Source organism: Lentzea xerophila, from assembly GCF_051094245.1.
Taxonomy (GTDB): Bacteria; Actinomycetota; Actinomycetes; order Mycobacteriales; family Pseudonocardiaceae; genus Lentzea; species Lentzea xerophila.
The window spans coordinates 3,361,913-3,387,187 of record NZ_CP194934.1; the positions used below are offsets into that span (position 1 = coordinate 3,361,913).

Annotated in this window: 12 protein-coding genes; 1 reads left to right on the forward strand and 11 read right to left on the reverse strand. The window is 71.1% G+C overall.

Annotated features, from left to right (window positions below; genetic code table 11):
• Window positions 1-91 precede the first annotated feature (91 nt).
• Window positions 92-1,501: a DHA2 family efflux MFS transporter permease subunit gene (locus ACRSBM_RS16020; RefSeq protein WP_434444187.1), complete on the forward strand. Its 1,410-nt coding sequence runs from the start codon at window positions 92-94 to the stop codon at window positions 1,499-1,501.
• On the opposite strand, the gene accC is transcribed toward ACRSBM_RS16020, so the two are convergent.
• The 11 genes from accC to ACRSBM_RS16075 are packed head-to-tail and all read right to left on the reverse strand — an operon-like array spanning window position 1,466 to window position 25,253.
• Window positions 1,466-2,815, reverse strand: a complete 1,350-nt coding sequence (gene accC / locus ACRSBM_RS16025) for an acetyl-CoA carboxylase biotin carboxylase subunit (RefSeq protein WP_434444188.1) — start codon at window positions 2,813-2,815, stop codon at window positions 1,466-1,468. The genes ACRSBM_RS16020 and accC overlap by 36 nt on opposite strands.
• Before the next feature lie 3 nt (window positions 2,816-2,818).
• Window positions 2,819-3,304, reverse strand: coding sequence for an acetyl-CoA carboxylase biotin carboxyl carrier protein (gene accB, locus ACRSBM_RS16030; RefSeq protein WP_434444189.1), 486 nt, complete (start codon window positions 3,302-3,304; stop codon window positions 2,819-2,821).
• A complete protein-coding gene (locus tag ACRSBM_RS16035) occupies window positions 3,301-4,968 on the reverse strand; it encodes an acetyl-CoA carboxylase carboxyltransferase subunit alpha (protein ID WP_434444190.1) in 1,668 nt (555 codons plus the stop codon). Before ACRSBM_RS16035 ends, accB begins: the two co-directional genes overlap by 4 nt.
• Entirely contained in the window at window positions 4,965-6,725 is a 1,761-nt protein-coding gene (locus tag ACRSBM_RS16040; RefSeq protein WP_434444191.1) for an acyl-CoA dehydrogenase family protein, read from the reverse strand. Before ACRSBM_RS16040 ends, ACRSBM_RS16035 begins: the two co-directional genes overlap by 4 nt.
• On the reverse strand, window positions 6,722-8,482 hold the full coding sequence (locus ACRSBM_RS16045) for an acyl-CoA dehydrogenase family protein (RefSeq protein ID WP_434444192.1): 1,761 nt from the start codon (window positions 8,480-8,482) through the stop codon (window positions 6,722-6,724). The genes ACRSBM_RS16040 and ACRSBM_RS16045 overlap by 4 nt, the downstream gene beginning before the upstream one ends.
• Entirely contained in the window at window positions 8,482-10,044 is a 1,563-nt protein-coding gene (locus tag ACRSBM_RS16050) for a PfaD family polyunsaturated fatty acid/polyketide biosynthesis protein (RefSeq protein WP_434444193.1), read from the reverse strand. The genes ACRSBM_RS16045 and ACRSBM_RS16050 overlap by 1 nt, the downstream gene beginning before the upstream one ends.
• Window positions 10,041-16,946, reverse strand: a complete 6,906-nt coding sequence (locus ACRSBM_RS16055; protein WP_434444194.1) for a beta-ketoacyl synthase N-terminal-like domain-containing protein — start codon at window positions 16,944-16,946, stop codon at window positions 10,041-10,043. Before ACRSBM_RS16055 ends, ACRSBM_RS16050 begins: the two co-directional genes overlap by 4 nt.
• A gap of 6 nt (window positions 16,947-16,952) precedes the next feature.
• Complete coding sequence (locus ACRSBM_RS16060) at window positions 16,953-22,793, reverse strand: SDR family NAD(P)-dependent oxidoreductase (protein ID WP_434444195.1); 5,841 nt, start codon at window positions 22,791-22,793, stop codon at window positions 16,953-16,955.
• Window positions 22,794-22,808: 15 nt separating this feature from the next.
• Window positions 22,809-23,651 (reverse strand): alpha/beta fold hydrolase, encoded by an 843-nt coding sequence (locus ACRSBM_RS16065; protein ID WP_434444196.1) that lies wholly within the window; start codon window positions 23,649-23,651, stop codon window positions 22,809-22,811.
• Entirely contained in the window at window positions 23,638-23,931 is a 294-nt protein-coding gene (locus tag ACRSBM_RS16070) for an acyl carrier protein (RefSeq protein ID WP_434444197.1), read from the reverse strand. The genes ACRSBM_RS16065 and ACRSBM_RS16070 overlap by 14 nt, the downstream gene beginning before the upstream one ends.
• The gene (locus ACRSBM_RS16075) at window positions 23,931-25,253 is read right to left on the reverse strand and encodes an NAD(P)/FAD-dependent oxidoreductase (RefSeq protein WP_434444198.1); all 1,323 of its coding nucleotides are present in this window, start codon (window positions 25,251-25,253) and stop codon (window positions 23,931-23,933) included. Before ACRSBM_RS16075 ends, ACRSBM_RS16070 begins: the two co-directional genes overlap by 1 nt.
• Window positions 25,254-25,275: the final 22 nt, after the last annotated feature.

The window sequence follows — 25,275 nt, forward strand, 5'->3', positions numbered from 1 at the left end:
AGACGTTGGCCGAGGCCTCAGTTTGGTCTGCCACCAGGCAGGAAACCCTTTTCCGACAGTGCTTTCAGCGCATCGCGGCGAAGGGTCCCCCATGACCACGGTGAAGGATGAGGCCACCAGGAGGACGAGCGTCTGGGCTGTCGGCATCACCGGCCTCGCCTCGTTCATGGCGGGCCTGGACAGCCTCGTGATCGTCACCGCGCTGCCCACGATCAGCGAGGAGCTGGGCGGGGCCCTGGATGATCTCGAATGGACCGTGAACGCCTACACGTTGTCGTTCGCGGTCCTGATGATGCTCGCGGCCGCGGTGGGGGACAGGTTCGGCCGGCGCAGGGTCTTCGTGGCCGGGCTGATGATCTTCACCCTGGCGTCGGCCGGGGCCGCGCTCGCACCGGACATCGACTGGCTGATCATCGCCCGTGCGGCTCAGGGGGTGGGTGCGGCCGTCATCGTGCCGTTGTCGCTGACGTTGCTGACCGCCGCGGTTCCAGCAGAGAAGCGTGGCGCCGCACTGGGTGTGTACGCCGCGGTCAGCGGAGTCGCCGCCGCGGCCGGCCCGATGGTCGGGGGACTGCTCGTGCAACATCTCTCCTGGCACTGGATCTTCTGGCTCAACGTTCCGGTGGGGCTGCTCCTGGCGCCGGTCGCGTTGCGCGGGCTGCGGGAGAGCCGAGGTGCCGGCGCCCGGCTGGACGTGGTCGGCACGATCCTGGTCAGCCTGGGGATGTCCGGTGTCGTGTTCGGTCTGATCCGCGGCAACGTCGGAGGGTGGGCTTCTCCGGCCACACTGGCCAGTCTGGTCGCGGGCGCGGTTCTGCTGGCCGGTTTCGTCGTGTGGGAGCGGCGAACCCGTGAGCCGATGCTGCCGCCGTCGATGTTCCGCAACCGGGCCTTCAGCGGCATCAACGCCGCCAGCCTGCTGATGGGCGCCGGCGTGTTCGGCGCGATCTTCCTGCTCACCCAGTTCCTGCAGAACGTTCAGGGCTACAGCCCGACGCAGGCGGGCCTGCGGATGCTCGCGTGGACGGCGGCGCCGATGATCGCCGCGCCGATCGGAGGCCTGCTGTCCGACCGGATCGGTGGCAAACCGGTCGTGCTGGTGGGACTGCTGCTGCAGACTGCCGCGCTGGCCTACTACGCGGCGGTGATCAGCCCGACCGTGCCGTACTCGGTGCAGCTGCCCGCGTTCGTGCTCGCGGGTATCGGGATGGGCTTGTTCTACGCACCGCTGGCACACGTGCTGATGGGCTCGGTGCGGCCGCACGAGCAAGGGATCGCGTCGGGTGCCAACGCGGCGACGCGCCAGCTCGGTGCCACGATCGGGGTCGCCATGCTCGCGGCGATCTTCAGCGGCTTCGGCGATCTCACGTCCCCGCAGCGGTTCGTCGACGGGCTGGAGCCCGCGCTGTGGGTGGGTGCGGGCGCGCTGGCACTGGCCGTTGTGGCGATGGCCCTGGTGCCCGGCTCACAGGTCGAGATGGGTGCGGAGGAAGTCCGTTGACACACCGCCGCGCTGGAAGACGGGGTGGCGCAACAGGGTCCGGTGGAAGTCCGACGTGGTCCGCACTCCCGGTCCCTCCACGCGCAGCTCGCCGAGCGCGCGGTCCATGCGGTTCAGCGCCGCGTCGCGGTCCTCGGCCCACACGATGACCTTGCCGATCAACGAGTCGTAGTTGGGCGGGATCGTGCATCCGGACGTGCAGTGCGAGTCGAAGCGCACCCACGGACCGCCCGGCGGCTGACAGACCTCGAGAACGCCGGCGGTGGGGGCGAAGTCGCGATCGGGGTCCTCGGCGTTGATGCGGCACTCGACGGCGTGCCCGCGCAGGATCACGTCCTCCTGTTTGACCGACAACGGTTCGCCCGCCGCGACGCGCAGCTGCTCGGCGACGAGGTCCACCGACGTCACCATCTCCGTCACCGGGTGCTCGACCTGGATCCTGGCGTTCATCTCCATGAACCAGAACCGGCCTTCGGTGTCCAGCAGGAACTCCACGGTGCCCGCGCCGCGGTAGCCGACCGCTCGGGCACCGCGCACCGCGGCTTCACCCAGCCGTTCGCGCAACTCGGAGTCGATGACCGGTGACGGTGACTCCTCGAGGAGCTTCTGGTTGCGCCGCTGCACCGAGCAGTCGCGTTCGCCTAGGTGGATCGCGTTGCCGTGGTTGTCGCAGAAGATCTGCACCTCGATGTGCTTCGCGGGGTGCAGGAACCGTTCGAGGTACACGGACGGGTCATTGAACAGCGCCTGTGCTTCGGCGCGGGTGGCGCGCAGCGCGCCCGGCAGCTCCTCCGGTGTGCGCACGATCGTGATTCCCCGGCCGCCGCCACCGGCGGATGCCTTGAGCAGCAACGGAAAACCGATGTCTTTCGACGCCTCGACCGCTTCCTCGATCGACGTGGGAGCGGACGTCGTGCCGGGCAGCAGTGGCAGGCCGGCCTCCGCCATCAGGCCCCGTGCGATCGCCTTGTCGCCGAGGGCTTCCATGACCTCGGCGGGCGGGCCGATGAAGGTGATGTCGTTGTCGGCGCAGATCTCGGCGAAGTACGGATCCTCCGACAGGAACCCGTAGCCGGGATGGATGGCGCCGGCCCCGGTCTTGACCGCCGCGCCGATGATGTTGGGGATGTTGAGGTAGCTCTGCTTCGCGGGCGAGTCGCCGATGTGCACGGCCTCGTCCGCGAGCGTCACCGCCATCGACGACGCGTCGGCGGTGGAGTGGACCGCCACCGTGCGCACGCCGAGCTCGCGGCACGCTCTGATCACCCGCACCGCGATCTCCCCGCGGTTCGCGACGAGCACCTTCTCGAACACGGCTCAGCTCCCGTTCCCGTCGGTGTCGAGCACCAGGAGCGGCTGGCCGAACTCGACCATCTCGCCGTCCTCGACGAGCACGGCGGTCACCGTTCCCGGTCGTTCGGCCTCGACCGCGTTCATCAGCTTCATGGCCTCCACGATGGCGACCTGCTGGCCGGCCGTGACCACGTCACCGACCTGGACGAAGGGTTCCTCGCCGGGACCGGAGGAGCGGTAGAACGTGCCGACCAGCGGAGCGGCGATCGGGTGACCCTCCGGCTTCGGCGAGGAGGAACCGGAGTCCGGTGACACGGCCGGTGGCGCCGGGGGTGCCGCCGTCGTGTCCCAGTCGATCTCCAGGGAGCTGCCGGCCGTCTCGACGCGCAGGTGCTGCGGTGTTCCCGGTAGTTCGCTGGCGAGCCGCACAGCCTCGGAACGCAGTTCCGGCAACGCTTCCACGGCCGCCGCGATGGTTTCAGGAGTCATTTCACGCGGATCTTCGGTCATGCGGGCACCTCGGTCTCCTGCTCGAGTTGGGCGCCGTACCGGGCGAACCGCGCGTAGCGGTCCTCGGTCAGCTGCTCCGGTGTCATGCCGGCCAACTCGGCGAGCGCCTGCAGCAGACCGGATCGGACGTTGTGCGCGGTGGTCTCCCAGTCGGCGGGAGCGCCACCCTCGGGTTCGGCGACGACGCCGTCGACGAGTCCGAGCGACAGCAGGTCGTGCGCGGTGATCTTGAGGGCCTCCGCCGCGCGGGACGCCTCGGCCGAGGTGCCCCAGAGGATCGACGAGCAGCCCTCCGGACTGATCACGGAGAAGTAGGCGTTCTCCAGCATCAGCACGCGGTTGCCGACGCCCAGGGCGAGCGCGCCGCCGCTGCCGCCCTCACCGGTCAGCACGGCGACGGCGGGGACGGGTAGCCGGGACATGCGCATGATGCACTCCGCGATCGCCGTGCCCTGGCCGCTGCGTTCGGCGTCGGCACCCGGAAACGCCCCCGGTGTGTCGACGAACGTGAGCACGGGGAACCCGAACTTCGCCGCGTACCCCATGAGTCGCCTGGCCTTGTGGTAGCCGGCCGGGTTCGGCATGCCGAAGTTGTGCCGGACGAGCTCCGACGGCGAATGCCCCTTCTGCAGGCCGATCACGACCACGGTGTGGCCGTCGAGCTGGGCGAGCCCGCCGACCACCGCGCGGTCGTCACCGGTGCGCCGGTCGCCGTGCAGCTCCACGACACCGTCGTCGAACACCGCGGCGCAGTAGTCCAGCGTGGTGGGGCGGCCGAGGTCACGGGCGGCCTGGACGACCTCCCAGGCGTCCCGTGACGGCAGTGCGTCCGGGTCGGTGATGAGCGTTAGCGGCGGCGAACCCAGCGGTGCGGCGGGCGCCGCGTGCATCCGCAGCAGCCTGCCGAGCACGGGACGCAGCGCGGCTCGCGCCACGACCATGTCGAGCATTCCGTTGGCCAGCAGGAACTCCGCGGTCTGGAAGCCTTCCGGCAGATCCTCGCGGATGGTCTGCGCGATGACGTTGGGACCCGCGAACCCGATGCGGGCACCGGGTTCGGCGATGACGACGTCGCCGAGGGTCGCGAACGACGCGGTGGCTCCGCCGTAGGTCGGGTCCGTGTTGAGGTTGAAGCACGCCACCCCGGCCTCGTGCAGGCGGGCGATCTCCTGGCTCGTCTTGACGAGCTGCATCAACGACAGCGAGCCCTCCTGCATCCGCGCACCGCCGGACGCGCAGATCAGCATCAGCGGCGTCCGCGCCTCCAGTGCCCGCCGCGCCGCCAGTGCGATCTTCTCGCCGGTGGTGCTGCCGATGCTGCCGCCCATGAACCCGAAGTCCAGTGCCGCGACGACGACGTCCTCGCCGTCGATGGCGGCCGTCCCGCAGATGCACGCCTCGGCCCCACCGGTGCGGTGCTCGGCGTCGGCGAGACGCTGGCGATACGGCAGGCTGTCGTGGAACGTCAGAGGATCCCCAGGTCGCAGACCGGCGCCGAACTCCTCGAACGATCCCTCGTCCAGCACCAGGTCCAGCCGCTCCCGCACGGGCATCCGCCAGTGGTGCGAGCAGTCGGGACACACCTTCGTGTGCTTGTCCAGCCGCTTGAGGTACACCATCGTCTTGCAGGACGGGCACTTGGCCCACTGGACGTCCTCGGTCACCGCGGTTCACCTCCTGTGATGTGCGCGGAGCGCTTGGCGAGCGCGAACTGGCGATAGCCGAACGAGCGGTTCTCGTCGTGCAGGCGCAGCAACACCGACGCCATCTCGTCCACATCGGACTTGTCGATCACGGTGTCGAGCGGGTGCGACAGTTGCCACAAGCGTTGCAGGCACAGCAACAACGGAGCGGCATCGTCGAGCGGCGGCGTGATCCACGACGAGAACGCCCGGTGCGCGAGGCACGCAGCCGCCGCGTGCACGACGCAGTACCGTTCGGCCAGCAGGAAGAGCTCGGCCGAGTCGCCGTAGCCGCGTCCGAGCCGGGTACGCAGGTCTTCACACTCCTGCCGCATCCGGCGTGCCTCGGCCAGGAACCGCCTGCCGAGCTCCACGCACGTCGCCCAGCGGTCGTTCCCGGCTCGTCGGGACAACAGTTCGAGCGCGTGCGGCAGCGCCAGCAGGGCGTCGTCGCCCGTCCTGCTCACCGTCTGCGCGGCCCACGGCCGGATCTCCGGCAGCTCCGCGTCCCAGTCGAAGATCACGCGGGCGCGCTCCAGTGCCCGCGTGTCAGCCGCGGAGGACAGCAGCTTCTCCAGTTGCAGTGCGATGTTCTTGAGGTTTACCACCGTGTTGCCGTCGGCGAAGTTCGCCACCAGCAGGTCGCGTTTCGCCTTCTGGAACGCGCCGTACAGGTGGTGCCCGCGCAAGTAGTGGCGCGCGCCGAGGACGACGGCGAGCGCGCTCACCGAGCGGTCCAAGGTCGTCGGCACCAGGTACTTCGTGACCGACGACCAGACCGAGCTCTGGTCGGGGGAGACCTGCAGGCTGCGGGCGGAGCAGTTCGCGAGCACGTCGCACAGCAGCTGGTCGGCGAAGCACTCCACCAGCTTGCGGCGTGAGTACGGCACGTCCACGACGTTGCGGCCGAAGATCCGGCGACGGGTGGTGAAGTCCAGCGTGAGCCGCAACGCCGTGTCGGCGCAGCCGAGCGCGATCCCGGTGATCATGACCCGGACCGGGTGCGAGCTCTTCAGCGCGATCTCCAGCCCGCGGCCCTCGTCGCCGATGCGGGCGGACTCCGGGATGAAGCAGCCGGTGAGGCGGACGCCGCTCATGTCGATGCCGCGCAGGCCGTGCAGCCGTTCGTCCGGCACCGCGCTGACCTGATGGGCGGGCGTGGAACGCTTGTCCAGCACCAGAATCGTGAACCCGGCCGGTCCGCCGCGCTCCTCGGTCCTCGTGAACAGCACGATGTGGTCGGCCAGCGTCGAGTTGCCGATCAGCCACTTCTCACCGTCGACGACGTACCCGCCGGGCACGCGGCGCGCGGTCATCTCGTTGGCCAGCAGGTCGCTGCCGTGTTCGCGTTCGGACAGCCCCCAGGAGATCTTGGCGCCGTTGCACACCGCGCGCCCGTACCGTTCCCGCTGCTCGTCGGTGCCCGCCACCCAGATCGGCAGGTACGCCAGCATGGTGATGCTCAGCGCGGTCGCCAGCGTCGCGTCGCGGCGGGCGATGGCCGTGCCGAACGCGACGGAGTCCTGCGTGGCGACCCCCCGCCCGCCCGCGCTGACCGGTACTCCGAACTCGTGCGCGCGCCACGCCCTCAGGTGGTCCAGCAAGACGTGGGGATACTGCTCGCGTTCGTCGAGGTCCAGCACCGTCGCGAACGACGCGAGGCCTGCCGGGTCGTGCGGGTCGCCGAGGTGGCGTTCGAGGTCCTCGGTCAGCGCGGCGAGCTCTGCGACACGGGTCATGACCGGCCCTCCCGCAGCGACAGCGGTTCCGCGCTGAACAGGCGGCCGTTCGCGTGCAGCTCGTCGACCATGGTGAACGGTGCGACGGCGATGTCCGGGGCGAGCCTGCCGCGCGGGCCCTGCACGCGGTCGCGCAGCACGTCGAGCGCGGCGACGAGCCAGCCGGTGGACGCGGCGAGCCTCCCGAACAGCGGCCGGTGCCGGTTGAACCACCACAGGTGCACACAGCTGGCCGCCGCGTGCAGGAACGCGAACCTCTCGGCCACGTCCAGCAACTCGGCGGAAGCACCGCATCGCGGGCCGAGCACGTCGGCCAGTTCCCTGACGTCCCGCGACACCAGGCTGAGCGCGCCCTGCAGCGAGCCCAGCCTGCTGAGCAACGGTCCCGCGGACGGCGATCCGGCCAGCACCTCGCGGATCTCGCGGGCCACCGCGGGCAACGCCGCGGTCACGTCGTCCCGTCCGCGCCACGTCAGCGCCAGCTCGCCCAGCCGCAGCTCGGGCAGGGGAGCGCCGAGGGAGAACGCGGACGCGAGATCGGTGCTGGGTGGTGGCTGGTCGAGCACGTCGTAGCCCGCCATCCTGCGCACCTGCTGGGCGATCAGCCGCAGGTTGCCGGTCGGATCGATGTCGATGTAGCGCACCACGGCGTTGTCGCGGCGCGCGACGCCGAACGCGCCGGTCGGGCCGTCGGCCACCAGGCTCCGGAACCCCAGCACGTCCGCGCACCGCGCGAACACGTCCTCGGACAGTTCGGTGAGCACGGCCTTGGTGGTGCTGGACCACAGACTTTGCCGGCCTGGCAACGTGTGCAGGCCGCGCGCACATCCGATCGCGACGGCGTCGGCCGCGGCCAGCGCGGCGCCGGCGGCCGCCAGTTCACGGCGGACGTAGGGCTGGCAGGTGAGCGGCTGACCGTCGACCCGTGCCTGTTTGGCGTAGTCCATCGTCAGGCGCAGCGCGGTGTCCGCGGTACCGAGGTTCGCGGCCGTGCTCATCACGCGCACGAGCTGCATGGCACGCAACGTCGTCTCCATGCCCTCGCCGATCCGGCCGACCACGTCCGCGGCGAGCACGGGCACGTTCTCGAACCGGAGGTCGGCGAACTCGATGCCGCGGAAGCCGTCGGTGCGGCAGACACCGCGCCTGGCCCGGTTCAGCTGGTCCTCGCGCAGCAGTACCAGGGAGAACGCCGCGGGCCCGCGGCCGCCGGTCCTCGCGACGACGAGCAGCGCCGTGCAGCGGGGGCCGAGGCCGACCCGCCACTTGTGGCCGTTGAGCAGGTAGTCGCCGTCACCGTCCTCGGACAGCGAGCACTCGCCCGCGAGCAGGTCGCCCTCGTGGTCGGACTCGGTGAGCGCGAAGCCGATCGACTGGCCGTGCCTGGCCAGCGTCACGACCTCCGCGCACTGCTCCGGAGTGCCCGCCAGCAGCACGCAGGTGGTCGCGGTGATGCCGAACATGGTGGCGGGCATGACCGTCGCGTCACGCCGGGACGCCAGCCGCGCGGACATCAGCGTGTCGTCCGCGGTGCGCAGCTCACCGCCGAAGCACTCGGGCACGAACGCGAGCCGCAGGTCCGGCCCCGTCTCGGCGGCCAGTGCCGTGACGCCGCACGCGGAGTCGCGGTGGCGCATCGCACTGAAGCCGAACGGGTTGTCCGCGAGCCTCGGGTCGCCCAGCCGGTGGTCCAGCTCCGCGCCCGCGGCGTACAGGGTGGACGGCCGGGCTTCCCTGGCAGGCAGCGTCAGAGCCATCACGCACCCCCGTCCTCGTCGCCGGACAGCGGAACCGGCCGATACGTCGAGCACGACGCGGGCAGCCGCACCCCCGCGAGCCGCAGCTGCCACACCCGTGCCGTGAACGCGGCGCCGAGCATCAGGTGGGACGCCACGTCCGTGACGGTGCGCCGGGCCGGATCCGCGAGGTACGTGCCGCGCACCCAGTCGTTGAACGCGCCCATCGCCGGACCGCACCAGATCTGGTAGTCCTGCGCGCGGCCGGGCTCGCCCGTGACCGCCCACCGCGACGCCATGCCGAGGTACCAGCGGAAGACGAGCGCCATCCGCCTGCGCGGCTCGGCCGCCGCCCGTTCGAGCTGCGCCGGGTCACGCCGGGTGAAGTAGGCGACGACGTCGGCCCACACCTCGTCCAGCGGACGCCGGAAGATCTGCTGTTCGAGCCGGAGACGTTCGCTCACCGGCAGCGCCTCGATGCCGTCGTAGGCGCGGTACAGCTCATACAACTTCTTGGCGCGCATGGGAAAGAGCGTTCCCTTGCGCAGCACCTGCAGTTCCACGCCCAGCTCGAACATGTCGGCGGCGGGCGCCATCTCGCAGTCGGCGACACCTGCGTCCGCGAGCAGACGGCGAGCGGTGTCGGACGTTCCGGACTCCACACAGCACTGGTTCACCGAGCCGGTGACGACGTAGTCGGCTCCCATGGCGTACGCCGCGGCGAGTGCGGCCGGGGTGCCGAGACCACCCGCGGCGCCCACCCTGATGGGCACGTGGTGCTTCGCCTGCTCGGCGTCGCGCTGCCCGAGGATCGTGGGCAGCAGCGCGCCCAGCGGCCGCCGGTCGGTGTGCCCGCCGGAGTCGGCCTCCACCGTGATGTCGTCGGCCATCGGAACGGTCTGCGCCAGGTCGGCCTGCTCACGCGTGACCAGCCCCCGCAGCACGAGGTCCGCCACGATCGCGGCGGGCGCGGGCCGCAGGAAGTGGACGGCGACCTCGGCGCGCGACACCTTGGCCACCAACCGGTTCAGCGCCACGGTCCGGCCCTGCGCGTCCTTGCGCAGCCCGGCCACGCGGTAGCGGACCACGTGCGGGGTCAACGCCATGAACGCCGACGCCTCGACGCACCGCACTCCGTGACGCAGGTAGAGGTCGACCGCGTCGCGCTCCAGCGCGTCCTCGCTGGGGCTGTGGATCAGGTTGGCGGCGAACGGCAGTCCGGGGATCTCGTCGGCGAACCGCCGCAACGCCCGTTCGATGGTCGTCGGCAGCAGACCGGCGGCGCCGAACGACCCGAGAAAACCCGATCTGGCGGCCGCGACCACGAGGTCCGCCGAGGCGATCCCACCCGCCATGGCGCCGGACATGTAGGAGTACCGCACACCGTGCGCAGTGCGGAACGCCGCGGAGCCGAGCCGGTCGGCCGGCAACGGTGGTGCGACCGCCACGACGGCGCTGTCGTCGGCAGGCCGTTCGGTGGTCAGGCCGACACCGCGTGCGCCGCGCACCACGTAGCAGGGCACGTCCAGCTTCAGCAGGGCGTTCTGGGCGCCGGTCGGCGGGCGTTCGGTGGTGAGCGTCATCGTTGTTCCTCCTCGCCGTGGCCCGCCTGCCCGCGCACTTCGACGGCGAGACCGGTGAGCTCGTAGATCCGCAGTCCCGCGCGGCCGTCGCCGGCACCAGGCGTGCGCCAGAGGCTCGCGTCGGCGACGACGACCACGCGGTCGCCGGTCCGCCGGACGTCGCGGACGTGCAGGTCGAATGTCATCTCGGGATCGGTGCGCAGGATCTGTCCCCGGTAGCGCCACGCCGTCTCGACGTCCCGCGGCATCGTGAAGACGGGCCGTTCGATGCCGTCCGCCAGCCCGGTCTCGCGCACGAACACGTGCAGGCCCTGGATGATCGCCTCCACGCCGAGCGAGCCGGGCATCACCGGGTCGCGGTGGAAGTGGCAGGTGAAGTACCAGTCGTCCGGCGAGATCGTCATGGTGCCGCGCACGTATCCCTTGCCGTGCAGGCCGCCGTCGGCGACGAGGTCGACGGAGTCCACGAGCCGCAGGTGACCGCCGGCGAGCGCGGGTTCGGTGGTGAACCACCGGTCGTCGGCGCGGACGTCCAGGTGCTTTGCGGTGACGTTCTCCTGCTGGTCGAGCCACGGCGGTACGTACTCGCCGCCGTCCAGGCCGACCTGGTTGGCGAGCGCTTCGGCGGTGAAGTACCCGAACAGCGACTCGCCGCGGTAGAACACCTCGCCGTCCACGGACAGCTCGTAGCGGAAGTTCTGCAGGATCGCGCCGGGAACGGCCTGGCTGGACAGCATCTCCGAGTGGTGCCGGACCGTCTTGCCGCGCAGGTCCACCTCGCGCACCAACGCCGCCCGGCCGTCCAGGTTGCGGATGCTCAGCTCGGAGTCCGGGAACTCGAGCGTCGCGCCGAGGTAGTAGCCGAGGAAGATCGCGGCCTGCAGCGACGTCTCCAGGTGCACGCAGTTCGGCATGGTGTGCGCCGGGTTCTCGTGGAAGTACCAGGCTTCCGCGGGAGCGTCGTACTCGCTGTCCATCCACGCGCCCGGTTTCAGCTCGCCGCGGGTGCCCTCCAGCCGCATGATCCGGTCCACGAACTGGAAGTCGCCGTTAGGGATGTGGGGTGCGCGGAGGTGGCGGTAGATCTCGAACTCCGGCCCCATGGTGACGTCGAGGTCACCCTTGGCCGCGTGGGCCAGGTGCAGCTCGTCGACGTACGCGGGCTCGCCGTCGTGGTTGCGCCTGCCGAAGAACGGCGGGACGCCACCGGGGCCTGGCCGGTACGGCGTGCGCGGCTTCTCGCGCACCTGGATGCCGAAGTCGTGGATGCTGATGATCGGCTTGTCGCCGTCGTAGATCAGCAGGTCCGCGACGAGCGTCGGCCGGGGGAGCATGGTGATCTCGGTGATCTCGGCGTGGTAGCGGATGCCGGGCGTCGACGGGGTGATCTGGCCACGGACCTTGACCGTGGTCTTCAGGCCGGGCACGGACTGGAACTCGGCGTCGGGCAGGACGAGGTGCAGGCCCAGGTACATGGCGTACACCTGCAGCAGCTGCACCCCGCCCTCCGCGACCAGCGACCCGGCCAGCACCGGGTCGCCGGTGAAGTGGCAGGCGAAGTACCACCCGTCCGGGTCGAGGTTCCTGACCGCGACCAGCTCGCCGAGCCCGCGCGGCCCGCCCAGCCGGTCGATCAGGGTGACCTCGTCGATCATCCGCAGCTTCTCCCGCGGCAACCGGATGGAAGGGTTGCAGCCATCGGCGCGCTGGTCCCACCTCGGGCCGAACACCTCTGCCAGCTTGCCCTCGGCGAGCAGCGCCAAGTCCGAAGTGGACAGTGAGGTGCGGTCGGTGCGTTCGAGCGGTTTGAACCAGGCTCGCGTCATGGCCTCGCGGCGTTTGCGGTCGGCCTCGCCGAACACCACGCCGAGCGAGTCGTCCAGCTCGGTCGCGGAGAAGAAGCCGGCGCACGCGTCCGACAGCTCCAGGATCAGCTCGCCGTCGGCGAAGCACTGGTAGCTGAAGAAGAACAGCACGACGTCGCCGTTGCGTACGAACCGGTCGATGCTGATCTCGTACCGCACCGTCTGGCCCGCTCGCGGGAAACCCCCGTGGAACAACAAGGTGCTGTCCAGCAGGCGGTAGACCCGTTCACCCCGCGTTTCGAAGTCGATGCCGAGGTAGCTGATCAGCATGAGGTCGCACTGCCCGGCCTCGACCGTGACGGCGGTCGGCGCGACGCCGTCGACCAGGTACCAGGCGTCTTCCGGAATGTCGTACTCGGTCGTGATCGTCGAAGGCTCGAACTTGCCGGTCTCGGCGGCGAGTTCGGTGACCCTGCTGACGAACAGGTAGGGCGGCTCGGGCAGGCGCACGCGGTACGGGAACGAGTCGATCTCGGCGAACTCACCGCCGAACACCTTGGCGATGCTGCCCTGGGCGAACTCCAGCAGGTCCGCTTCGTCCCAGATGACGTCGTTCCGGCGCGCGGAACCCCGGTGCGGCACGAGCTGGTCCAGCATCCGTTGCTGTACGGCGCTATGCGCACGCAGCGCCGCGCGATGTGCCTGCGCCACGGTGGTGACGAGCGCCCGCACGGGACTGTCCTGTAGAGCCCGGATGGGGCGTGCGGTGACCTGCTGCGGCGCCGCCATCACGGGTTCTGGCGCGACGGCCGCGGGTTCGAGGTGCACGAACGGCTCGCCCTCGATCACGATCGCGTCGACGGAGTCGCCGGACGCGGCCTCCACCGGTTCCACCGGTTCTTCCGGCTGCTCGGCCACGGCTTCGGCGGCCCTGTGCACCTGCGCGACCACCGACTCGGCGCCGCAGACGACCGGCACGGTCAACCGGGCCGCTGCTTTCCCGCTGTGCCCGCCGGAGAGCGCGGTGAGGTCGATCGGCAGGCCGTGGCTGACCAGCCGTGCCAGAGCGGCGGCGAGCGCGACGCCGGTGGGAGCACCTCTGCGGTCGGTGGACACGGCGACGTGCGGCCGGTCGGCCAGCGTCTCGCCGATCCACCGCGTGCAGGTCGCACCGGGGCCGACCTCGACGAAGTAGCGGAACCCGCGGTCGTAGGCGGTGTTCACGAGCCGCACGAAGTCGATCGCCCCGCACAGCGTCCGCGCGATGTGCTCGGCGAGCTGGTCGCCGTCGCCCGGATCGACGCATTCGTAGTCGTAGGCGGACAACAGCTCCAGGTCCAGGTCCGGGTCGCCGAGGGGATGGCGGTTCAGCGCGGCAAGCCCGTCGAGCACCGGGTGGATGAGCGGGCAGTGCATGACGTGGTTGGCGGGCGCCCGGGCCGCCCTGCAGCCGGCGCGCGCGATGACCTCCGCGCACTGCTCCGGATCCCCGGCGATGACGACCTCGCCCGGCGTGTTGATGTGCGTGAGGAACACGCGGTCCATGCCCGCCATCGCCTCCTGCGCCTCCTGCGCGGAGGTGAGCAGCACGTGGGTGGACCACACCGCGCGGTCCGGTGTGTCGTCGGGAAGGTCCCACGACCGCCGGAGGAACTCCTTGCGCCCGCACAGCTCGCCGCGGAACAGAGGCGTCTCGGTGAGCGCGGCGTCATCACGCGCCGACTCGGCCCACACGTGGGTGGCGAACAGCATGCTGCTCTCGCCCAGGCTGTAGCCGAACGAACCGTTCGGGCGCAGGCCGAGCACGTCCCGCAGCAGCTGGGTGTTCAGCACGGCGAGGTTGGTGCCGGTGGCCAGCACCGTGGGGATGTCCTCGATCAGCTCGGTCTCATGCCGCATCAACGCCGTGCGGTCGAGCCGTCGCAGCGCCGACGGGTACAGCGCGTCCACCTTGAACCGCCGCGCCGGATGTTCCTCGTGGTCCTCGAAGTCGGCCAGCAGGCCGGGAAACAGCCGGAAGAGGTCCCGGCCCGCGCCGGGGTAGGTGGTGAACGCGCCGGGGTAGACGAACGCGACCCTGCCGTCGGTGCCCATCGGCCTTCCGGTGCAGTAGCTGCCGGACGGCGTTGCCCACTCACCGCCGTCGGTGACCACGGCCGCCAGGTCCTTCTGCGCGATCTCCAGTTCGCGTACGAGCCGGTCCGCGTCGGGTGCGACCAGGACCGCCGTCAGTGCTCCCGCCGGTGCGCTGGCCAGTTCGTGCGGTTCGGCGCCGTCCCGCAGCCGTTGCAGGTGACGCCCGGCCAGGTCCGCGAGGCCGAGGCCATCGTCGGCGCGCAACGGGAGCACCAGCGCTCCTCCTCCGCCGCGCCAGTCGACCCGCACCTCGCGACCCAGCTCGTCCGCGCCGGACAGGACGATGTGCGCGGCGTGCCAGCCGTCCGGGCCACGATGGCCGACGGCGCTGATCGCGGCGACGCGCGGCCTGTCGTTCCTCCTGCGCAGCCACGGACGCGGTTCGGCCGGCACGCGCAGCCGGCTGCCGCTGAGAGCGGGCACCTCGTCCGGGTCGAGCACCAGCTCGGCCGGCGCTGCCGGGATCTCCGCCCGGTGCAGGCACAGCGCGACCTTCACCACCGCGGCGAGCACCGACGCGCGCTGCACGTCGCCGGTCAGGTCACCGAGCCTGCCGACGGCGCAGCCGGCATCGCCGGAACCCGCCGCGAACACGTCGGCGAGCCCGGCGACCTCGGCGTTGCTGGACGCCGTGGTCAGGCCGCCGAGCTCCAGGTAGTCCACATCGGACGAGGTCAGTCCAGCCTCCCGCAGGCTGTCGGACGCCGCCCGCGCCGTGGAGCCGGCACCGCGGCGCAGGGCGAGGGCGTCGACGGTCGCGTAGACCCGGCGGCCGGTGGGCACGTCCCGCGGTCGCATGACCACGACGGCCGCCGCGCCGTCGCCGAGCGGGGGCAGCGTGTCGCCGAGCGACGACGCGAGCCGGGCGCGGGTCATGGTGTTCTCGGCGCCCGCGGCCAGGTCCACGCCACCGACCAGCACGGCCTCGATGGTGGGATCGAGCAGCAGCAGACCCGCGATCTCCAGCGCGGCGGCACCCGCGGTGGAGTCGTTCGAGACGGTGAACGACGGCCCGGTGAAGTTGTGGGCCGAGCTCACCCGGCTCGCCATCACGTTGCCGATGTAGCTCAGCACCTCGTTGGCGCCGAGATCCGGGTGGATCGCCCTGCGTGCGGCCTCTTCGAGCGACGTGAGCGCCGACTCGTCGAGCTGCACGTTCGCGCGTGAGCACTCGGCTCGCACGTGCGCGTCGATGTCGAACCGGGCGCGGTGGGCGTGCGTGTGCGGTTCCATGTCCATCGCCACGACGGTCGCCACGCGGCGCGGTGCCCGTCCCGCCGAGACGGTGAACCCGGCATCGGTCAGTGCCTCGTCCGCCGCCTCGAAGAACACCAGGTGCTGGGGGTTGGCGTGCCCCAGTTCGGCGGGCGGGATGCGATAGGCGCGCACGTCGACGTCGACCTTCTCCGCGTACCCGCCTGCAACGACAGGCGAGTCCGGTAACTCGTCGAGGCCGTACCAGCGCTGCGAGGGCCGCTCGGTCAGCAACGGCGTCGCCGTGCGCACCGCGCGTTCCAGCGAGCCGGTGCCGGACAGCGGACCCATCCGGACGCCCAGCCCGACGATCGACAACGGACCCTGCTCGACCGGTTCCGGTGAGCCTGCCGGAGAGGGTGCCACGGACAGGACGACGTGCGCGTTGGTGCCGCCGAACCCGAAGGCGGAGACGCCTGCTCGCCGCGGTCCGGAGTCCGGCCACGGCCGCGCGGCGCGCACCACCCGCTCGGCCGTTCCGTTGCACTCGGGCACGCGCACCAGCTCGCGGATGCCCGGTGTGGCCGGGATGATGCCGTGTCGCATGGCGAGGACGACCTTGAGAGCGCTGCTGAAACCGGCCACCGTGAGCAGGTGGCCCAGGTTGGCCTTGACCGAGCCCAGCGGCGGCACGTCATCGGCGTTCTCGGCGAAGAACTCCTCGAGGCCGCGCAGCTCGGTGGAGTCACCGATCGGCGTGCCCGTCGCGTGGCACTCGATGTAGTCCACTGTGGAGGGATCGATGCCGGAGTCGTCGTAGGCACGGCGGTAGGCCTCGATCTGACCGGCCAGGTTCGGGCTGAGCAGGTGCTTGCCGGAGCCGTCGTTGCTCAGTCCGACGGCGTCGACGACCGCGTGGATCCGGTCACCGTCGCGCTGGGCGTCGGCGAGCCGCTTGAGCACGAAGACGCCGGCGCCCTGCCCGGTCACGATGCCGCGCGACGAGTTGTCGAACGGCTGGCTGATCCCGTTGTCCGGATAGGCGTGCAGGTCGGAGAACGACAGGTGGATCAGCAGCGGGTCCGGCGCGCACACCGCGCCCGCGAGCATGAGGTCCGCGCGGCCGGTGCGGAGGTGGTCGCGCGCGAGCGCCAGGCTGTACAGCGCGGACGAACAGGCGGCGTCCAGCGACAGCGCGGGTCCGCCCAGTCCGAACGCGTCGGCCAGCACGGTCGCCGGCAGTTGCGCCGCCCAGAGGTTGTGCGGATCGACGTCGGGGCTCTGCTCGGCGGCGGGCACGTCGATGCCCGCCCGGCGCAGACCCTCCGACACCGCTTCGCGGTGGGCGGGCCCGGACATCCGCACGGACTCCGTGGTGGGGAACGAGTAGTTGCCGAGCGCCAGCCCGGTCCGCCCGAGCACCGGGTCCGTGAGCTCGACACCGGCGTCGGCGAGCGCGGCCCGCACCACGTGCAACGGCCACCGGACCACGCGGTCCAGCCGCGCCAGTTCGTCCGCGGGGACGTGCAGCCCGGACAGGTCGATGTCCGGCTCGGTGACGAACCCACCTCGTGTCGCGGTGATCCGGTGCACGTCGTCGCCGGACCCGCCCGTCTCGCCCGGGTCCGTGCCGAACACCTCCGGCCCACCCGGCGTGCGCAGATCGGCTTCACGGAGCAGGTTCTGCCAGAACTCCTCCGGCGACGTCGCTCCCGGTAGCAGGCAGGCGAGGCCGATGACGGCCATCGGGCTGTGCACTGTCGGCATGGCTACTCACCCGTTCCCGTTACCGCTGGCGAATTGCTCGGTCAGTCCTTCGCTGCACGCGACGCAGGTGTCGGCGAACCGCAGCAGGACCCGGCCGTCCGGCGCACAGGCGGTGACGGTGCAGCGGGCGCAGTCCCCGTTGGTCACGCCGTCGTCCACGACGACCAGGAACGGCCGGCCGCTCGGTACCACGTCGTGCACGTCGACCCTGCCGACCTCGGTGGGCAGGCAGTTGCGGCCGATGACCCGGTGCACCCGCACCAGTGCCGCCTGCAGCAGCAGGTCGGCGAGCACCGGGCTGAACCGGTCGGTGCGGCAGCCGCCGTCACCCAGCGGCACGTCGTCCAGCTCGCACAGCAGCACGAGCCGGTGCGTGTCCTCCTGCAGCAGCGCGGTGATGCCACGCAACGCCGGACCGTGGAACAGCGCGCCGTCGGTGTACGCGGTGGCCGGGGTGCCACCATCGAGGTCGGGCAGGCCCTCGACGACCTCCGGCTCGGGCGCACCTTCCACGACTTCGGTGCGGTAGCGCGGTTTGCCGTCCGGACCGCGCACGAGCACGGTCGAGCCGGTCACCGCGAACTCCAGGTGCGCCGGCGCGTCGTCGTCGAACCGCAGCCCGCGCAACACCGAGAACTCCCGCAGGCCGCCGAGTCGTGCCGCGGGACGGGCTCGCCCGACCGCGTTGAGCACCGCGCCGATCACCGCAGTCGCCGGCAGCACCGGCGTGCCGCCGAGCGCGTGGTCGGCCAGCACCGGATCGTGGCGCAGCGACCGGATGTCTCGCCGCAGCACGACCTCGTCAAGGATGCCGGTCGAGTCCGATGTGGACAGTGGCGACGTGGGGCCCGCGACGCAGACGACGTCACCGGTGCGCTCAGGGCCGAACTGCTCGGCGAACAGCCGCACGCCCTCGTCCATCCCGATCAGCGGCACACCGCGTTCGGCGAACATCCGCGCCAGCTCCGGCGTGACCATGCCACCGTCCCACGCGCCCCAGTTCACCGCGGTCACCTGCGTGGCCGGCAGGTCGCGCTTGAGCGAGCAGGCGATCCGGTTGAGCGCCTCGTTCGCCATCGCGTAGTCGGACTGCGCCCGGTTGCCGAAGAATCCGGCGACCGACGAGAACAGCACGATGTGCCGCAACCGCTGGAGGTCCACCGCGTCGAGCACGGAGTCGAGGCCGGTGAGCTTCGGTGCGAGCACCGCTGCCACGTCCTGTTCGTCCTTGTCTGCGATGAGCTGGTCGGCCAGCACGCCCGCGCCGTGCACAATGCCGGTGATCTGGTGGCCTGCCAACGCTGCCGCGGTCGCCTCGCCGTCGGTGATGTCGACGGGAAGATAGGTGGCGGAGGCTCCGGCGTCCTCGATCGCGGCGATGGTGCCGCGGATCTCGCGCTGCGCCAGCAGATCGCGGGCGATCCGCTCGACCTCGCGGGGGACGGGCTTGTCGCCCATGTTCTTCAGCTCCGCGGCGATCGCGGCGCGCAGCTGCTCGGCTGGTACGTCCACCGCCCACGCGGGTTCGTCGGCGAGTTCCGTGCGCCCCAGCAGAAGCAGGTTCGCGCGGTACCGGCGCGCGAGCCCGGCCGCGCAGGCCGCGGTGACGCCACGGCCCCCGCCGGTGACCACCAGCAGGTCGCCGGGACCGGGGGAATCGACGGCGGGCCCGGACGGCATCAGATCGTCACGATCGTCGGAAAGGCCGACGGTGCGGCGGGTCCCGGCCGCGTCGTACGCGATGTCGGGCAGGTTCGGCTGTGCGTCGTGGAGTTCGGCGAGCAGCAACTCGGCGCAACGCTCGTCCGGCAGCGACGGCGCGAGGTCCACGGCACGGCAGAACAGCGACGGCGCCTCGATAGCGAGGGTCTTCACCAGGCCCGGCAGACCGCCGAGCAGGGCCGTACCGCGATCGACCCCGCCGAAGCCGAGCAGGCCGTCGAGCCTGGTGACGACCAGGAATGCCGCCCGTCCGCGGGCAGCGGCCCACTCCAGCCGCTGCCGGGTGTCGCGGGCGAGCAGCAGAGCAGAGGTGAGCGTTCCGCCCACGTGCACCACGAGATCCAGTTCCGCGTCGTCAGGCACGTCCTCCCGCGCGCGCCAGGCAGTCCACCCGGCCGCGGTGAGGGCGTCGGCGAAGGCGTCGTCGCCGACCACCAGCGCGGCGCGGGTGCGGAAGGGAGAGTCCAGCTGGTCGGGAGCGGGGACGGCCCGCAGGCACGCCTGCTTCCGGCCGATGCCGGGCGCTCCCTCACGTGCTTTTGGGCCGGCCGTCACCGACCCCTCTGGCCGGTCGGCCGCGCCGGACTCCTCGACGACGAAGTGCACGATGTCGTCCAGGGTCCGCAGCTCGGCCAGCCGTTCCGGGCTCGCCTCCCGCGCGTCCGGGTAGCGTTCCCGCAGGCCGCCCATGATCTCGACCCGCTTGATCGAGTCGATGCCCAGGTCGGCCTCGACGTCCATCGACGGGTCGAGCATGTCCGCGGGGTAGCCGGTCTTGCCCGACACGATCTCGAGCAGCGCGTCGCGCACCTCTTCGGCGGAACCCCGCGACGAGGCCGCGGGTGACTCGGTCGGGGCCGGCTCGGCCGCGGGTTCGTCGTCGACGACGATCTCCTGGTCCGTTGGTGGTGCCGCCACCTCGACAGGCTCGGCTGGAGGTGCGCTTCCGTTGCCGGAGGCCTGTTCCAGCTCAGCGGGAGCCGGTCGCCAGGCGCGCGGCGCGGGCGGTGCGAGGCGGGGCTCGGCCGGTGTCGCGCCCGGCTGCTCCAGTTCGACCAGGCTGCGCAACACGTCGCTGGCGTGGATGTGACTCTGACCGATGGCCACGCTGTGCTCGGTCACCGCGTTGATGCCGCTGATGACGCTGTCGTCCGGAGTCTCACCGTCGGCGTGCTGCTGCAACACGTCGGTGAGCCGCTCGGCCACCTTCAGCTGGCTGCTGAGGTACTCCTCGTGCATCGCCAGGTGTCCGTCGACGGCCTCGCCGACGCCGGTCCCCGAGTTCGTGATCAGCTCGCCCTCCTGCGGGACGGGCGCCTGCGACATTTGTTCGGGTGCGCCCTGATCTTGTTGCAGCGCATCACGATGGGCTCGCCGTTCGTCGGACACGTAGTTCACCCCGTTCATGGGAATCGTCATTCCGTTGGCCTGTGCGCGCTGGTGCGGTGGTGCGGTGAAGCGGTTGAACCCGGCGAGCGGCAACCCGAGCACGGCGAGCTGGGCCGCGGTCTGCTTGAGCGTCCGGTCGCCGTCCGCGCGAGGACCACCGTCGGCCGACAGCACGACGACGTCGTCGTGGCCCGCGAGCGTGCGCCGGGCCAGGCCGCCGAGCACCTTCTTCGGGCCGAGCTCGACGAACACGCGGAACCCGTCCGCGTACATCTGCTCCAGCCGCGGCCCGAACATCACCGGCCGGACGAGCTGCTCGGCCAGGACCTCGCGGTTGGCCGCGGTGTCCGCGCCGTAGCAGGCGTTCTCGGTGTTGGCGTAGACCGCGATGGCGGGCTCGCCGAGGCGGACCTCGCCGACCGCGGCGCGGAACGCCTCGACGGCGTGCGCCACGTACTTCGTGTGGAACGCCGCGGCCACGGGCAACCTGCTCACCTTGAGGCCATCGCCCTGGCACGCCTCGGCGAACGCGTCGATCGCCTCGGTGCCGCCGCCGACGACCACCTGGTCCGGGCTGTTGACGTTGCACACGCTCAGCTCCGGATACTGCTCCAGCAGCCGCAGGGCGTCCTCGTACCCGCACGGCACGGCGGCCATCGCCCCGCTGTCGCCACTCGCGGCCATCGCCCTGCCCCTGGCCGCCGCCAGGCGGAAGTAGTCGCCGTCGCCGATGCTTCCCGCGCACCACAACGCGGTCAGCTCGCCGAAGCTGTGCCCGAGCGCTCCTTCCGGCCGGAACCCCAGCGCCGAGAGGTAGCGGTGGTGGCCGACCGACAACGCGCCGATCGCCGGCTGCGCGTGGTCCGTGCGGCGCAAGGACTTCTCCTGCTCCGCCGCCGTCTCCTCATCGAACGCGGTCGGTGGGAACACGACCCCGGCGAGGTTCGAGCCGGCCACCGCGAGCGAAGCCTCGTCGAACGCCGCGCGCAGCGGTGGCACCGCGAGCGCGGCAGCCGAGCCCATCCCGGCGTACTGGCTGCCCTGACCCGCGAACAACACCGCGACCTTGCCCGGCACACCCGCGCGCCGCCGGTAGTACACGCCGCCGGGCAGCTCGAACGACTCGCCGTCGCCCGCCTCACGCAGCCGGCCGGCCGCCTGGCACCGCAGCTCGTCGAGCTCGTCTGCGCGGGCGACGATCGCCAGCCGGGCGTGCTCGGCGGGCACCTGTTCGTCGGACAGGCCGTCGCCGGACTCCAGCGCGGCGAGCAGTGCCGCGGGGTCGGCCCCGTGCCACAGGTGCACACGAGTGGTCGGGAGCAGCACTTGCTCTGCGGTGTCGTGCTCCTCCAGCACGCAGTGGAAGTTCGTGCCACCGAAGCCGAACGACGACACCGCGGCGCGCCGGACTGTGCGGTCCGGGTCGAGGATCCACGGCCGCGCCCGGACGCAGAGGTGGAACGGTGAGCCGTGGAGGCCCTGAGCCGGCGCGGTGACGTTGATCGTGGGCGGCAGCACCTTCTCGTGCAGCGCCAGCGACACCTTGATCAGCCCGGCCGCACCCGCGGCGGCCTTGGTGTGGCCGATCTGCGACTTCACGCTGCCGACGGCGACCGATCCCGGCTCGGCGCCCGCCGCCTCGTAGACCTCGCGCAACGCCCCGAGCTCGGTCTCGTCACCCACTGCGGTCCCGGTGCCGTGGCACTCGACGAGCCCGACGGTGGCGGGTTCTACGCCGGCGTCGGCGTAGGCCCGGCGCAGTGCGACGACCTGACCTTCCGCGCGGGGCGCGTAGATGCTCTTGAACCGGCCGTCGCTGGACGAGCCGATACCGCGCAGGACCGAGTAGATCCGGTCGCCGTCGCGCTCGGCGTCGGCGAGCCGCTTCATCGCGAGCATCCCGATGCCCTCGCCGATGAGCGTGCCGTCCGCCTCCGCGTCGAATGGGCGGATGCGCTCGCTGTTCGAGAACGCCGGGGTCTTCGAGAAGCACAGGTACATGAAGATGGTGTTCTCGGCGTCGCAGCCGCCGGAGATCATCAGGTCCGCCCGGCCGGACACCAGTTCGGCGGCCGCCATGTGCACCGCCGCCAGGGAGCTCGCGCACGCCGCGTCGACCGTGCAGTTGGTGGCGCCGAAGTCGAACCGGTTCGCGATGCGCCCCGCCACGACGTTGCCGAGCATGCCGGGGAACGAGTTCTCCTCCCACGGCGCGAACGCGTCGCTGAACCTGCTCGCGATCTCCTCGGCCTGGTCGTCACCGAGCCCGCAGCTGCGCACGACCTGCTTGAGGATCGGCGTCTGCAACCGCGTGGCGAGCGGCTGGGTCAGCGAGTTGGCGCCGGTGATGCCGAGCACGACGCCGGTGCGCGCCCTGTCGTACCAGTCGGCGCCCTCGCAGCCGGTGTCGGCGAGGGTCTCCCTGGCCACCACCAGGCTGAGCAGTTGCAGGACGTCCGTGACCTCCAGCGTGGCGGGCGGCATGCCGAACTCGACCGGGTTGAAGTCCGTGGTCGGCAGGAAGCCGCCCTTGCGGCAGTAGGTCTTGTCCGGCACGGCGGGGTCCGGGTCGTAGTAGTCGTCCACCCGCCAGTGCGTCTCGGGCACGTCGGTGATGCAGTCCACCGACTCGGCGATGTTCGACCAGAACTCGCGTAGATCTCCGGACCGCGGGTACAGCCCACCCAGCCCGACGATGGCGATCGGTGTGTCGCACAGCCTTGCGTGGTCACCCATCATGCTTCCCAACGGTCAGGCGGCGTTCTCGGCGAAGCGCCGGATCGCCGCGGGATCGCGCAGCATCGTGTAGTGGTCACCGGGGCAGTGCAGGACCTCCGGTGAGTCCGCCACCTGCTCCCAGCCGAGCGCGCCCGGTTTGTCGACGAGACCGCGTTCGGGACGCAGCACCACGAGCGGCACGTCCGTCCACTGAGGACGATGGGTCGACACCAGCGAGTTGTTGCGCAGCAGTCCGTCGCGGTAGCTCGTGAACACCTTGCGCAGTCCGGCGACCGTGGTGCCGGGCAGCAGCGCCCCGCCCGCGATGCCGGCTCGCAGCACCGTGGCGAGTCCGTGTTCGAAGTCCTGCTCGCGCAGCTCGTCCGGTGACACGGTCACGTCGCCGCCGCGTTTCGCGGCCAGGTACATGGCGAACCACCCGAGCACCACCAGCGGGTCGAGGTCACCGTCCGCCGCGGTGAACTCGGGAACCGGCGCGAGCGCGTCAAGCACCAGCACGCGGCGGGGGAGTTCGTGCGTGTCGAGCGTGTCGAGCAGGGCGTGGCAGATCGCGCCGCCGAAGGACCAGCCGGCGAGCACCCAGTCCGCGTCGGCGATCGGCAGTTCCCGCACCGCCTTCGCGACGTAGGAGGCGATCTCGTCGATGGTGGTGGACGTCCGGCCGCCGGTGAGCGCGGCCTCGAAGTACTCGGGCACGTGTTCGAGGTCGGCGATCACGAGCTCCCGTGACGGTCCGATTCCCTCTGCCAGGTCGCGGTAGTGGCTCACCGGGATCGCTCCGGGGTGGACCATCACGGCCAGCCGCCCCGGCGGTCCCGGTGTGCGTACCAGCAGAGGCCGGTCAGCTCGCGCCATTGCCGTTCGCCTGCTTCGTCTCGACGATGTACGGGGCCAGCTGGGCGATCGTCGGGTGGTACCACAGCGCCGTCGGCTCCAGTTCCAGGCCGAGCCACGCCTCGAGCTCACCGGAGAGCACGAGCGCCTCGGTCGAGTCGAGGCCGAACTCGTCGAAGTACTTCTCCGGGTCGACCTGGTCCGGCCGCACGCCGAGGCGCTCGGCGATCTTCCCGGTCAGCCAGCGCTGCGCGTCCTGCGCGGTCAGCGTTCCCGTGTGCGGTGCAGAGGGGTTCGTCATCACTGTCCTTTCGCGACATCGCGGAGCACTCGTTCCGCGGCGCTGACGCCGGATCCGACGGCGGTGTCGTGGTTGCCCAGCGAGTCGGGCCCGTACCGGCGGGAGTGGAAGTAGGAGCCGGCGAACTTGATCCGCGAGCCGTCGCCCAGCGAGTCGATCTCGTCCTGGATGTGCCGGGCCCCGAGGTCGAACGTCGGGTGCTCGTAGGGGATCTCGGAGATGACCAGCTCGTCGCGCGGAGCGATCGGGCAGGCGACCGATACGAAGTAGTCGGTCGCGCTGCTGAAGCAGTGCAGCTGGTTGAGGTAGTAGACGACCCACGGAGTGGTGGTGCCGTCCACGGTGGTGCGGCCGTAGTTCCAGCTGCGCCAGTTTTCCCGGTCGCGCGGCATGACGACGGGATCGGTGTGCAGCACGGCGGTGCTCGGGTGATACCTGATCGCGCCCAGCAGCCGCCGGTGCGTCTCCGTCGGCTGCGTCAGCAGCTTGAGCGCCTGGTCGGCGTGGGTGGCGACGACCACCTGGTCGAACCGGTGCGTCCCGTCCGCGGCCTGGACGCTGACGCCGGAGTCGTCCTCGCTCACGGCGTGCACGGGTGTGCCGAGCCGGAGCTCCCCGCCGTTGGCGCGCAACGCTTCCACGGCCTTGCGGACGTAGCTGATGCTGCCTCCGCGCACCGTCCGCCACGGCACGCCGCTGCCGCCCAGCGGTTCGGCGCCGTGCGCCATGAAGAACGCGATGATCGTGGCGGCGGGCATCTCCCAGATCTTGTCCGCCGGCACGACCCAGGCGGTGGAGCACATCATCACCACGAAGCCGTGCCGGAACTCCTCGCTGTAGCCGTTGCGCGCCAGGTAGTCGCCCAGCGGCATGTCGACCTTCTTCCGCACGAAGTCCCTGGCCGACTCGGTGTGGAATCTCCGCGCCTCGCGCCACAGCCCGAGGAACTCGGGCGGGCAGTGCTCGCGCACCTCGTCCTCGGTGCGCTGGAAGTCGTCCGACACGTAGCACGAGCCCGTGCCGGCGTCGTAGAAGCTGAACCGCCCCGGATGTTCGACACCCTCGACCCCGAGATCGGTGAACAGCTTCATCAGCTCGGGGTAGTTGGGTTCGTTGTAGACGATGAAAGCGGTGTCCAAGCCGAGTGTGCGCCCGTCGTCGTCCTTCACTACGACGGTGTGCGCGTGCCCGCCGGGGCGGTCGTCCGCCTCGAAGAGCGTGACCTTTGTGGACATTCGTAAGTTGTGCGCCGCCGACAATCCGGCGGCGCCGCTCCCTATGACCGCGACCTCTGGCTTCACGCGTCCTCCGGTGGATTGCATTTACCGCGTCCTGCCGTCGTCC